Here is a 13,329-nt window from a genome sequence, read left to right on the forward strand (position 1 = left end):
GTTTCTAGGACACCTGTAGTCCGGCAGCAGCGAAGCGTTTACCGAATTCACGGCATGTATCCTTCTCCTGCTCCATCGGACTGTACTCAATCTTCAGCATCTCTGGAGATACCTCCGCCCCGCGCTCCTGCAGCTTCGCAGCTGCAATATCCACTGCTCCGCAAAATTGTTCATAAGATGTGTCACCACTGCCGAAGACAGCCGCTCTTTTGCCGCTCAGGTCCAGTTCATCCAGCTCTTCGTAAAAATCAAGGAATTCATCGGGCAGTTCCCCGTCGCCCCATGTGTATACTCCAATCAGGAAACCATCATATTCAAGCACATCTGCTGCATTGCAATCCATTACATCCTTGAGGACTGCCTCATGCCCTCCCTGTGTAATTCCTTCTACAATCAGTTCTGCAATTTCTTCCGTATTTCCAGTCATGCTCGCATAAGCCACCAACAATTTAGCCATCTATTTTTCCCTCACTTTAATTTATTCATCTAGATCATGCAGTTCATAAGGACATCTGAATTATCAAAATCATATGTGATAATGATTATCATTGTCAAATTAAATTTTCATCTTTTCTTCATTTTCAGGATATGGTTACACAGCAAATCCAAAACAACAAAAGCCCCTTCTGCCCACCCCAACTGGCGTACAGCCCCTTTTTTGTTGTACAATAGTATCCAAATGACTTTTGAAGGATGGATAAACGACTATGTACGTAGCATCGAACTGGAAGGACTATGAAGTAATCGATACAGGAGGCGGCGAGAAACTGGAGCGTTGGGGCGATGTCATCTTGCGCAGACCCGATCCACAGATTATTTGGCCTCTCGAAAAAGAAACCAATGAATGGCGCCAGGTGCACGGTCACTATCACCGCAGCTCTTCCGGCGGCGGCAGCTGGGATATGAAGAAGCCAATTCCGGAACGCTGGACCATTGGATACGAAAACCTTAAGTTTCACATTAAACCGACCAGCTTCAAGCATACAGGCCTGTTCCCTGAACAAGCTGCCAACTGGAGCTGGATGATGGATAAAATCTCGAATGCAGGACGGCCCATCTCCGTACTTAACCTGTTTGCCTACACGGGCGGTGCAACGGTTGCAGCAGCTTATGCCGGTGCTTCAGTAGTTCACGTGGATGCAGCCAAAGGAATGGTGCAGTGGGCCAAGGAGAACGTTCAACTCTCGGGTCTTGCAGACCGCCCTGTTCGTTTTATTACGGATGATGTATTCAAATTCGTACAACGGGAACAGCGCCGTGGTAACCGTTACGATGCGATTATTATGGATCCTCCGTCCTACGGCCGGGGACCTAATGGAGAGACGTGGAAGCTGGAAGAGAATCTATTCCCCTTCTTGAAATCTTGCATGAGTATTTTGTCGGATAATCCACTATTCATGCTGGTTAATTCCTACACTACTGGCATCTCATCCACAGTTCTGCGCAACATGCTGACGATGACGATGTCTGCTCAATACGGAGGCAGCATTACTGCAGGTGAGATCGGTCTGCCGATTACACGCAGTGGTCTGGACCTGCCTTGCGGCATTCTGGGACGCTGGGAGTCATGATGTCTGATCACGTACAGCCATCGGGTGATATTCCTGTACTATATGAGGATAATCACCTGTTAGGCATTACGAAACCTGTTAATGTGCCTACCCAGGAGGATGCCTCGGGAGACCCCGATCTGCTCACGCTCCTGAAGCAGGATTTGAAGGAACGGTACAATAAACCCGGCAATGTATATCTCGGTCTGGTTCACAGGCTGGATCGTCCCGTTGGAGGTGCAATGATTTTCGCCAAAACCTCCAAGGCGGCTTCCAGATTGTCTGAAACGGTTCGCGGACGGCATTTTCGCAAAATATACGCGGCCGTTGTCCATGGTAAACTTCCTGCGCAGCAGGGTACGTTAAGGCATACTTTGCTGAAAGATGCGCGAACGAACACAGTAACAGCTGTACCAAAAGGTACACCCGGCGGGAAAGACGCTGTTCTGGATTACCGGGTTATCGGTCAAACGGACCGATACAGTCTTGTACACATCGAACTTCACACCGGCAGATCGCACCAGATTCGAGTTCAAATGAAAGAATCTGGCTGTCCTTTGTTTGGAGATCAGAAGTACGGTGCAGGTGTGAACAAGCCTGGACAGCAGATCGCTCTCTGGTCTGCCATCGCGGCTTTTCCGCACCCGGTAACCAAGGAAGAGATCACATTAAGATCGCTGCCTCCCCGCGAGTTCCCATGGACGGAATGGCCATCTGGCGTGTATGAGGATGCGTTTAAAGAATAATGGACTAACCGTGTATCCGAATCTATATTCTGGGTACACGGTTTTTTTAACAATGTTTCTTGATCGAGACGACGATGTATTACGACCATTCAAGATAAAACGAAGATCTGTTAGAGAACAGAGCCAGTACTCCTGGATGGAGAAAGGAAGTTTGCATTCAAATGACACCGTTCACTAAACAAGTCGTGGCCATTATTGCATCTATACCGGAAGGCAAAGTCATGACCTATGGCCAGATAGCCGCTCTTGCGGGCAGCCCACGTGCTGCAAGGCAGGTTGTGCGCATTCTTCACTCCATGAGCCGCAAGGAGCGACTTCCCTGGCATCGTGTCGTTAACGCCAAAGGAGAGATTGCCATTCCGGATGAACACTCTCGCATGATGCAGGAGACCGAGCTCATCAGCGAAGGTATTGAATTTCAGCTGAATGGGACCATTAACCTCCAGCAGTTTGGATATGATCCTGGGCCGGTATTTCTTGACGGTTTATCGGATAACCCGGAATAATTCTTGTCCCCTTTCTCCAATACAAAAAGAGCCCCAGCAGTTCAAACTGCTGGGGCTCTCTCTCATTCAATCGCTCTGTAAACAAGCGTAGATCGTATAAATATTAAACGATGATACCAGTAATATATTTAAGCTGTTGCATTCGCTTTTTGATGCTGTTCCACCGGTGTCGGTTCAATCGCCGGCTTCGTCTTACGGATAAAGAACGCCAGAAGCATTGCGGCAACGGTCATCCAGGTAGCTACCGTAAATGCGTAGTTTACCCCGTAGATGGTTGCATCTGCCGTAGCACCGAGCATAGCAGCTTGATCTTCAGGATTAATCTGTCCCAAGGCAAGTGTATCTGCCAGGTGGGATTTCAATTTACTGCTCATGATCGTAACCAGAATGGCTGTACCAATCGCACCAGCAACCGTACGAAGTGTATTAGACATCGCTGTACCGTGTGCATTCAAACGCTGTGGCAGTTGGTTCAAACCTGCAGTCTGAATCGGCATCATCAACATCGACATACCGAACATCCGTGCAGTATAGATGAACATCATGTAGCCATATGTTGTATCAATTGACAGACGGCTGAGTCCCCATGTCGTAATTGCAGTAATCGCAAGACCTGCAACGGACAGCCAGCGAGCCCCAACTTTGTCAAAGATACGGCCTGTGATTGGTGACATAATCCCCATCAGAATCGCACCAGGCATCATGAGCAAACCTGATTCAATTGGTGAGAAGCCGCGAATATTTTGCAGGAAAATCGGAAGCAAAATCATGCCGGCAAACATCGCCATGGTCACTAGCATATTAATAATTGTAGTTAATGTGTACATGTTGTATTTGAAAATGCGGAACTCCAGCAGCGGATGATCCGTTGTCAGTTGACGAACAACGAACAGGATCAGCGATATGGCACCTACGACCAGGCAGCTGATAACAATTGCACTTCCCCATCCATCTGTACCAGCATCACTGAAACCGTACAACAAGCTACCAAATCCAAGTGTGGACAAAACAACCCCTGGATAATCGAGTTTCGGTTTGGATTGACGGGTTACATTTTTGACAAATGCAATACCGATTCCTGTTGCAATTATGGAGAATGGCAAGATGATGTAGAACAGCAGTCTCCAGGAATAATGTTCAACGACATAACCGGAAAGCGTTGGTCCAATGGCCGGAGCAAGGATCATGGCGATCCCCATTGTACCCATGGCCTGACCGCGTTTCTCGATCGGGAAAATGGTCAGGAATACGACAGTCATCAGAGGCATCAGAATACCTGCGCCTGCTGCTTGAATCACACGACCAACCATCAGAATGGAGAAATTCGGACTAATTCCGCAGACGAGCGTTCCTAATGTAAATAACGTCATCGCCGTAATAAAGATCTGACGTGTTGAAAATCTGGCAATCAGATAAGCCGTAACCGGAATTAGCACGCCATTGACAAGCATGTATCCCGTTGTCAGCCATTGGGCTGTATTAGCCCCGATACCGAGATCTTCCATGATTTTGGGAAGAGCCACGTTCATCAGGGTTTGGTTCAAGAAGGCTACAAATGCACCAATCAGCAGCGCGGCTACAATCGGTCCCTTCTTAATGTTGTCCATCGCAGAGGATGGAGCTGCAGCGGTAGTACTCATGGGTTGTTCATCTCTCTTCCTTCTAACTTTTCAATCATTTGAGTATGAATTCTTAGCAGATGCTCGAGATCTTCTTTTGGAATATCCAATATGGGAGATACTCTTTCCATCCACAACTGGTGTGTTTCCTGCTGTGCCTTATCTCCTTTATCCGTAATTTGCAGCATGACGGATCGGCGATCAGAATGGGAACGTGTCCGGACTATGTATTCACCCTTGACCAAACGTTCAACCACAGCACTCATGGAACTGCTGCCCATATGGCACAGTTCAGCCACCTCGTTGATGCCAATGGAAGGACGCTCCTTCAAAATGGATAACACCATAAATTGTATCGAAGTTAACTCGATCTGCTTGTTTTCATTCCAGAATGCCCGAAACAGCATTTGATTCACTTGCCGGAACGAATTGATAATGTAGAATACCTCATACGTATCAATCATTAATTCACCCTTTTTACTTTTGGAATATAATATTTCGCACACGAAATATCAGGGGAACAATTATTTATTATAACAAAAATAATGACATAGTCAACTCTTTACATATAAATTTTCTGAAATTATTCATAGCCCTATGAAACAGACAAATCATCTCACTCCAGACAAAATAAAATACCATAGCACTCCTGCTTGTATCCGCAGGAGTGCTATGGTGTAGCATTAACTCTAAATCATATAATCATGAATTATCCCCTGTCCATCATCATTCATTAGGATGTGGAAGACAACGCATGCTCCTTTGTTTTGGGGGCTGTCATCTTACCCAGTAGATAGACAAGCAGCTGTTGGTTGTGCATTGAAATATTGCTGAGTACGGAATTCATGAAATCATTTCGAATGGCCACGCCACGTTCCGTCTCCATTCGTCCCTTGTCAGATAAGGAAACCCATACGATTCTTCGATCGTTGTCATCCCGATCTCTACGAATCAAATTATTTTTTTCCATACGGTCAAGCAGCATGGTTACGGCCGCAGGTGTTGTAGCCAAAAAAGGAATCAGATCGGATGGTTTCATTTTCTGATGATCCTCAAGAACCTCCAATACAGCCAGCTGTGCCTCTGTTAAAGAGGGGGCCAGTTCCTGATCCATATGCAGCTTATAGTCCTTGGTGAGCCTTGACCAGCACTTGGCAAAATCGGAATTATACATCTTGAATCGCTCCTCTCTGCAACCCGGTTTTTCACTTCACTAGCTTAACTTTTCGCGCTAAAAACCCGCATTCCTGCTGCATTTTTTCAATTTCCTAGCGATCGACCGTAATCGACGAAGGTTGTTAAACTTCGCATGGACAGCCTCTTTTAATCCGAGCTTGAACAACAAAAAAAGACTCTTTGCACGACAGAGTCAACTGCTGTGCAAAAAGTCCTTTTACTCATTTTACGATGTTGATGCTGGCTGATTTTCATCGAAATTCATGAGAAGTTCCACGATTTCATCCTGTTTCTCCACATGAACCAGCAGTTTGCCAATATGTTTGCGTTCCGTAATCGGTACACCTTCAGAAGAAATCGGATACGCCTGCCCTTCTTTGGTCATTACCGTAACGTTTCGTTGTTCCCTGCAATAGAAGGCTCCGGCTATGCGGCTTCCGTTCGGCTTCACACGCTTGCCTTCTTTGAATTCGAATGTGGCAATACCTTTGCCTCCACGACTTTGCAATGCATAGTCCAGCAGCAGCGAACGTTTACCATAGCCCAAGTCGGTCAGCACGGCAATCTCACCCTCATCACCTTCCACCCATAGGGCAGAAACGACTTCATCCGTCTCTTTTAACTGAATACCACGAACCCCTCCGGATACCCGTCCCATTGGATTGACTTCATCCTCACGGAAACGAATCGCCATCGCTTCCTTGGTGATCAGCATAATATCCTTGCCGCCTGTGCTCAGATGTACAGACAATACCTCATCGTCCTTACCCACTTTGCAAGCAGCTACAGCTCCGGAACGTTTGGTGACGTACTCTTTCAGCTCGGTACGCTTCACCTGTCCCTTACGTGTAACGAAGACGAGACTGTGACCTTCTTCTTCGAAAGACTTGACTGCGAGCACACTCGCGATACGATCATCCTTCGCTAACGGGATGACATTGACAATGGCTGTACCAGGGTCTTTCCACTTGAATTCCGGCACCTGGTGAACAGGCAGCAAAAAGTACTGGCCTTTTTGCGTGAACACGAGCAGGTTTTCAAGCGTATTGACTTCAAGCACCTGTGAAATATAGTCGCCTTCCTTTACACCGCTTCCGTTGCGTTCGCCGCCTGAACGAGTAAAGGACTGCATTCCCGAACGTTTCACATAGCCCTCTTTGGATAATGTAACAAATACATCTTCCGCGTTAACGAGGACTTCCAGATTAACCTTAAGTTCTTCCACCTCGCCCTGGATGGCCGAACGACGGTCGATCCCATATTTCTCCCGGATCTCCATCAATTCTTTGCGGATGACACCAATTAGCTTGCGGTCGCTATCCAGAATGGAGCGTAATTGGGCAATCTTTTTCATCAGATCGTCAAGCTCCTTCTGAAGGGATGAGATCTCCAGATTGGTCAAACGGTACAGCTGCAGCGTCAAGATGGAATCTGCCTGGCGCTCCGAGAATCCGAACATCCACATCAGATTATTTTGCGCGTCCTGACGATTTTTGGATGCCTTGATTGCTGCGATGACTTCGTCAAGAATGTTTAGCGCCTTGACCAGACCCTCCAGCACGTGTGCACGGTCTTCCGCCTTCTCCAGCTCATACTTGGTCCGGAATGTCACTACCTCACGCTGATGGGCAATATAGGCTTCCAGGATGGATTTCAACCCAAGCTGTTGAGGTGCCTTGTTCACGATGGCAACCATGTTGAAATTGTAGGTTACCTGAAGATCGGTTTTTTTCAGTAAATAAGCCAGGATACCTTGCGCATCCGCTTCTTTTTTCAATTCAACCACGATACGCAGACCGTCACGTCCACTCTCATCGCGAACTTCGGCAATACCTTCTACTTTTTTCTCAAGTCGAATATTCTCCATGGCTGTCACAAGTCTGGATTTTACCACTTGATATGGAATCTCGGTGATGACAATCTGCTGCTTGCCACCGCGCATGTTCTCGATATCCGTTTTGGAGCGAATGTAAATTCTTCCTTTACCTGTCCGATAAGCATCCAGAATACCTTCGCCACCCATGATTAAGCCGCCTGTAGGGAAATCCGGACCTTTCATGAACATCATGATCTCGTCCAGCTCAATCGATGGTTTTTCCATGACCGCGATGCAGGCATCAATGACTTCACGCAGATTATGCGTTGGTATCTCGGTTGCAAAGCCGGAGGAAATCCCACTTACGCCATTAACCAGCAGGTTTGGATAACGAGATGGCAGCACAACCGGCTCTTTGGCCGTATTATCGAAATTGTCCTTAAACAGAACAGTCCGTTTCTCGATATCTCGCAGCATCTCCATCGCGATCGGCGACAATCGGGCCTCTGTATACCGCATCGCAGCAGCCGGGTCATCATCCTGCGATCCCCAGTTGCCATGACCGTCGACGAGCACATGGCCCATTTTCCAAGGTTGTGCCATCCGCACCATACCATCATAGATGGATGAGTCACCATGGGGATGGTAGTTACCCATCACATCACCGACAGTTTTTGCGGATTTGCGATAAGGCTTTTCAGGCGTATTACCGGAATCGTACATGGCGTATAGAATACGACGCTGCACGGGTTTCAACCCATCCCGAACATCGGGAATGGCCCGATCCTGAATAATATATTTGGAGTAGCGACCGAACCGGTCACCAACGACCTCTTCGAGAAAGGCCGGCAAAAATTGTTCTGATAGACTCATTCCAAGCACCTTCTATTCTTCGTACTCTGTAAAGTCGACGTTCTCTACAATCCAGCGTTTACGCGGATCGACCTTATCACCCATAAGTGTTGACACACGACGCTCCGCTTTGGCAGCATCTACAATCTCCACCTTGAGCAGCGTCCGTGTCTCCGGATTCATCGTCGTTTCCCACAGCTGGTCCGGATTCATCTCACCCAGACCTTTATACCGTTGAAGTTCGACGTTGTTTCCAAACTCCTTCATGTAATTCGCCAGCTCATCATCCGTCCAAGCGTAGCGAACACTTGCCATTTTGCCAGACTTGCGGGTGAGCTTATACAGTGGCGGCTGTGCAATAAATACTTTACCTTCATCAATCAGAGGTTTCATATAACGATAAAAGAAAGTAAGCAGCAGCACCTGAATATGTGCACCATCCGTGTCCGCATCCGTCATGATTATGATTTTGGAATAATTGCTGTCTTCAACGGCAAATTCAGTCCCAATACCCGCTCCGATCGCAGCCGTTATCGCACGATATTCCTCGTTTTTGAGGATATCCGCCAGCTTTGATTTCTCCGGATTGAGCGGTTTCCCCTTCAGAGGCAGTATGGCTTGAATCTTCGAATCGCGTCCCTGTTTCGCTGAGCCTCCTGCGGAATCCCCTTCAACAATAAACAGCTCGTTCCGGGTAAAATCCTTGGATTGTGCAGGAGTCAGCTTGCCATTCAGGTTGGAACTTTCACTGCGCTTTTTGCCTGTACGCATCTCGTCACGGGCCTTGCGTGCAGCTTCTCTTGCCTTGGAGGCCTGAACCGCTTTGCGAATCAGCGTCTGAGCCACCTGCGGGTTTTCTTCCAAAAACCGCTGCATGTTCTCCGAAACGACCGAATCGACCGCACTTCGAGCGGAAGCGCTGCCGAGTTGATCTTTCGTTTGTCCAACGAATTCCACTTCGGACATCTTTACGCTGATGACAGCCATCATGCCTTCGCGCAGATCATTACCCTCAAGATTTTTATCTTTTTCCTTAATCATGCTGGTACGTCTTGCATAGTCGTTCATCACACGGGTATACGCCGTTTTGAATCCGGTCTCATGTGTACCGCCGCCCCTGGTCGGGATCGAGTTAACAAACGAAGCCAGCGTTTCGGTATACCCTGCGTTATACTGGATCGCCACTTCGACCTCGATGTCGTCCTTCTCCGCATAGAAGTGAATGACATCATGCAGCACATCTTTATTTTCGTTCAAATACGCAACAAACTGGCTTGCTCCGCCTTCATACATGTACTCATCCTGATTGCCTGACCGTTCATCTTTCAGAACAATTTTCAGGCCCGAGTTCAGAAAAGCAATTTCCTGAAGCCGTTCTGCCAGCGTATCATAATTCAATTGAATGCCATTTTGGAAGACACGTATATCGGGTTTAAACGTTACTTTAGTCCCTGTCCGGTTGGTATTCCCAAGTACTTCGAGTCCCGTTACCGGCTCTCCGACATGTTCAACACCCTTTTTGTCCTGCCAATATTCAAAACGTTGACGATGAATCTTGCCATCACGGAAGATTTCGACTTCAAGCCACTCCGACAAAGCGTTCGTTACCGAAGCACCTACGCCGTGCAGTCCGCCTGATTTCTTATATCCTGATCCACCGAACTTTCCGCCTGCGTGCAAAATCGTAAACACGACCTGGGGAGTAGGAATTCCTGTTTTATGTATACCTGTCGGAATTCCCCTTCCGTTATCCTGAACCGTAATAGAACCGTCCTTATGCAGCGTGATATCGATTTTGGAGCAGAATTTGGCGAGATGCTCGTCGACAGCGTTGTCCACAATTTCCCATACCAAATGATGCAGACCTGAAGTACTGGTGCTGCCGATGTACATCCCGGGCCGTTTCCGAACCGCTACCAGTCCTTCAAGTACTTGAATGTCGTCCGCGTCGTAGCCTGAAGACCCCTGTCCTCCGCCTGTCGAACCTGCCGACATATCGATTTGCTCGACCATTCATGCTCCCCCTTCTTAACTTGCAACTGAAAAAATACCTAAAATGCAAACAGATGTTTTCTTATCCTTGTCCATTTTAATTCAAGATATCCCGTTTCGTAAAGACAAGGAATGACACAATGAGTGAGGCAATGCCCCAAACACTAAGCACAATAAGGGAAAAACCCAAATTCATTCCTTCAATCGGTGGCAATCCGCCGGACAAATAATCCGGAAGTTCCAGATTAACCATGAACAGGTATTTGGCTGACTGCCAAGAGGCAGCCATATTCGTAAGAATCGTTCCTGCAATAAGCGCAGCCATCATAATAACAATACTTGCTGCCGTGCTGCGAACCAGTACGGAAACCATGAAAGCCAGAATGGCCACAATGACGCTCACAAACCATATCAATCCTGCCTGCATGAGAAGATACAGCCATTGATCCACGGCGTGTACGGCAGACATATCCACATCGGTACCCACGACCTTGAATCCGGTAAAGATCGGCATGCCGAAACCTTTATATCCGAAAACTGCACCTGATATAACGTAACAGATAATATACGCAGATACGACGATTATAGACACAAACATAATCAGGGTGACCAGTTTGCTGAGCAGTACTTTCCAGCGTTTGACCGGACGAGTCAGCAGCATCTTGATGGTACCTGTTGTGCGCTCACCCGACACCAGATCCGAGGCAATGGCCATAATAAGCAGCGGAATAAACAAGCCAACCGCATTGTTCATGAATTCCCGGGTAAAAGTTACGCCATTGGGCTCCTCCGGATTCACGTCATTTTCCAGGTAATATTGCATTTGCTGGATATAAACCGTGCGGTACTTTTTGTATTCCTCAGGCACCCGGTCGCTGCCCAGTGAATTTTGATTATCCGTGATTGCCTGCTGAAGTTCAAGTCTCCAGTCGCCACCAAACTTGTCGCGGTTATTTTCCGCAGATTTCATCTGGGCATACGTAAACATCGGAACCAGAACCGCAAGTACAATAAATATAATATAAAGACGTTTCTTCTTCACCATCTTAATCGTTTCATTTCGGATGAGCGGCATGATATTACTCAATGGATTCACCTTCTGTCATCTTTAAGAATAATTGTTCCAGTGTCGGCTGAACCCGCTGCACACCTTCAACCTGAATCCCTGCCTGAACCATCTGATTCACAAGACCCGCGATGCGATCCTCGTGCATTTCAGCAACAACCGCATTGGATCCAAGCCCTGCGATAATGGTATCATCCATTACCTCGGCAGGACGATCCACTAATGCTATACCTGCGTCAAGCAGCATTTTCCTGCCCTCCTCCAGAGGTGAGACATGCCATATGGCGAATTTGGAGTGATCTTCAATTAATTCATCTACGCCTCCAACGGCAAGAACGCGGCCTGCACTTATAATCGCGACCCTGTCACACAGAAGCTGAATTTCACTCAGCAGGTGACTGCTGACGAATACAGCCATCCCTTCGCTTGCAAGTTGTTTGATAAACACCCGGAGCTCCTTAATCCCTTTGGGATCAAGTCCGTTGGTAGGCTCATCCAGAATCAGCAGACGTGGGCGTCCAAGCAGGGCCTGGGCAATACCCAACCGTTGGCGCATGCCTAACGAATAGGTTCTCACTTTATCATGAATTCGTTGATCCAGACGGACAATATCCACCACTTCCTGAATACGGGCATGATCTACACCAGGCTGCATCCGGGCAAAATGCTCCAGATTCTCCCAACCTGTCAGGTATGTATACACCTCCGGATTTTCCACGATGGAACCGACATATTGAAGAGCGCGCTCAGGATCGCGATTCACATCATAACCACAGACTTTAATATTGCCTTCTGTCGGTTTGATCAGATCAACAAGCATCCGAATGGTTGTTGTTTTCCCGGCTCCGTTCGGGCCGAGAAAACCAAAAATTTCTCCAGGCTTCACTTCAAAAGTGACATCTTTAATAATCCATTTGCGTCCTATTTTCTTCTTAAGATGCTGCACAGACAGCACATAATCGCTCTGCGGCTCTGCCATTAGTTCGTGCTCCCTTCTGCCGGTGTTTCAGCCTGATATTCCTGCGCGATCCGAACCGCAATCTCCTCGTATCCTGCACCGTTCGGGTGGAAGTGATCGGAAGAGAGATACTCACCCAGATGATTTTCAAACAGATCAAAGGTGGGTACAAGCGTCATCTTATCCTCTTGGTTCAAGATTTGAAGCGCAGCATCATTCCATGCAGCTACAACCGCATTGCCGGGAACCTCCAGCTCCTTCACATCCCCAAATGGGTTATAAAGACCTATGTACGCAATCTGTGCTTCCGGATTGATCTCCTTAACTTTCTTCAAAATTTCCTGGAGACGTTTGGACGTTTCAGGCAATGCTGCAGCCAGGTTTTCGGCGGTCGGCGGATCCTCACCCTGCAATACCTGACCACCCTGAAAGAGATCATTAGCTCCAATGGACAATAAGATAAAGTTGGATTGCTGGAGTACATAACGTACACCCTGTTCATCCAGTTTACTTAGTAATGCATCCGTTCTCAGGCCATTAACTCCCAGGTTGTTCAGAACCTGAACATCATGTCCCTGTTCCTTTAAAATATTACCTGCACGCCTTACAAAGCCCAGTCCTTCATCATCCCCCGTGCCTCTAGCCAGAGAATCACCAATAACGGCCATTCGAATTTTACCATCATCAACTGGAGCTGCAGGTTTGCTGGCCTCATCGGCCGGTGTTTTCGTCGATTGCCCCATCCCTAAAGCTGGATCCCCCTCAGGAAAGATGACGTCTTTTATGGCATAACCAAAACCGAATAATAACAGAAGCGTTGCCAAAATGGACACTGTACTGATCGTTCTCCAGATCCATGGCGCTGAATCAAGGGTTTTTCTTTTCATTAATCACATCTCCGCTCATGAACACCTGGTTGGGTGCTTATAATTTAAAATGGTTTGACATTAAGATGACGCTTTTTCTAAATAACATAAATGTTCTGTCGTTAATTTGCAAATTTTGCCGCTCTTTCTTTTTTAAAATTTATAAATGGAAAAAGGCTATG

Annotated in this window: 12 protein-coding genes; 3 read left to right on the forward strand and 9 right to left on the reverse strand. The window is 47.3% G+C overall.

The window, feature by feature from the left end; genetic code table 11:
* Window positions 1-4: 4 nt before the first annotated feature.
* Window positions 5-457 carry a flavodoxin gene (locus tag CHH60_RS26045; protein WP_095361854.1) on the reverse strand — a complete coding sequence of 151 codons (453 nt, stop codon included), beginning with the start codon at window positions 455-457 and terminating at the stop codon, window positions 5-7.
* Between the two features lie 250 nt (window positions 458-707).
* Here CHH60_RS26045 and CHH60_RS26050 point away from each other — a divergent pair, with 250 nt between their 5' ends.
* From CHH60_RS26050 to CHH60_RS26060, 3 genes are all read left to right on the forward strand, one after another.
* Window positions 708-1,571: a class I SAM-dependent methyltransferase gene (locus CHH60_RS26050; RefSeq protein WP_095361855.1), complete on the forward strand. Its 864-nt coding sequence runs from the start codon at window positions 708-710 to the stop codon at window positions 1,569-1,571.
* The gene (locus CHH60_RS26055; RefSeq protein ID WP_095361856.1) at window positions 1,571-2,296 is read left to right on the forward strand and encodes an RluA family pseudouridine synthase; all 726 of its coding nucleotides are present in this window, start codon (window positions 1,571-1,573) and stop codon (window positions 2,294-2,296) included. The genes CHH60_RS26050 and CHH60_RS26055 overlap by 1 nt, the downstream gene beginning before the upstream one ends.
* A gap of 161 nt (window positions 2,297-2,457) precedes the next feature.
* On the forward strand, window positions 2,458-2,802 hold the full coding sequence (locus CHH60_RS26060) for an MGMT family protein (protein WP_095361857.1): 345 nt from the start codon (window positions 2,458-2,460) through the stop codon (window positions 2,800-2,802).
* A gap of 128 nt (window positions 2,803-2,930) precedes the next feature.
* Here CHH60_RS26060 and CHH60_RS26065 read toward each other — a convergent pair whose 3' ends face one another.
* The 8 genes from CHH60_RS26065 to CHH60_RS26100 form a co-directional block, all read right to left on the reverse strand.
* Entirely contained in the window at window positions 2,931-4,442 is a 1,512-nt protein-coding gene (locus tag CHH60_RS26065; RefSeq protein WP_095361858.1) for a DHA2 family efflux MFS transporter permease subunit, read from the reverse strand.
* Window positions 4,439-4,885, reverse strand: coding sequence for a MarR family winged helix-turn-helix transcriptional regulator (locus CHH60_RS26070; RefSeq protein WP_095361859.1), 447 nt, complete (start codon window positions 4,883-4,885; stop codon window positions 4,439-4,441). The genes CHH60_RS26065 and CHH60_RS26070 overlap by 4 nt, the downstream gene beginning before the upstream one ends.
* A 269-nt stretch (window positions 4,886-5,154) precedes the next feature.
* Window positions 5,155-5,595 (reverse strand): MarR family winged helix-turn-helix transcriptional regulator, encoded by a 441-nt coding sequence (locus tag CHH60_RS26075; protein WP_095361860.1) that lies wholly within the window; start codon window positions 5,593-5,595, stop codon window positions 5,155-5,157.
* Between the two features lie 228 nt (window positions 5,596-5,823).
* On the reverse strand, window positions 5,824-8,286 hold the full coding sequence (gene gyrA / locus CHH60_RS26080; protein WP_095361861.1) for a DNA gyrase subunit A: 2,463 nt from the start codon (window positions 8,284-8,286) through the stop codon (window positions 5,824-5,826).
* Window positions 8,287-8,298: 12 nt separating this feature from the next.
* Window positions 8,299-10,278: a DNA topoisomerase IV subunit B gene (parE, locus tag CHH60_RS26085; RefSeq protein ID WP_095361862.1), complete on the reverse strand. Its 1,980-nt coding sequence runs from the start codon at window positions 10,276-10,278 to the stop codon at window positions 8,299-8,301.
* A 76-nt stretch (window positions 10,279-10,354) separates the two neighbouring features.
* Window positions 10,355-11,344: an ABC transporter permease gene (locus tag CHH60_RS26090; protein WP_095361863.1), complete on the reverse strand. Its 990-nt coding sequence runs from the start codon at window positions 11,342-11,344 to the stop codon at window positions 10,355-10,357.
* Window positions 11,337-12,302, reverse strand: a complete 966-nt coding sequence (locus CHH60_RS26095) for an ABC transporter ATP-binding protein (RefSeq protein WP_095361864.1) — start codon at window positions 12,300-12,302, stop codon at window positions 11,337-11,339. The genes CHH60_RS26090 and CHH60_RS26095 overlap by 8 nt, the downstream gene beginning before the upstream one ends.
* On the reverse strand, window positions 12,302-13,168 hold the full coding sequence (locus tag CHH60_RS26100; RefSeq protein WP_095361865.1) for a GDSL-type esterase/lipase family protein: 867 nt from the start codon (window positions 13,166-13,168) through the stop codon (window positions 12,302-12,304). The genes CHH60_RS26095 and CHH60_RS26100 overlap by 1 nt, the downstream gene beginning before the upstream one ends.
* Between the last annotated feature and the right edge of the window lie 161 nt (window positions 13,169-13,329).

The sequence above is a fragment of the Paenibacillus sp. 7523-1 genome (genome assembly GCF_002276415.1).
GTDB lineage: Bacteria > Bacillota > Bacilli > Paenibacillales > Paenibacillaceae > Paenibacillus > Paenibacillus illinoisensis_A.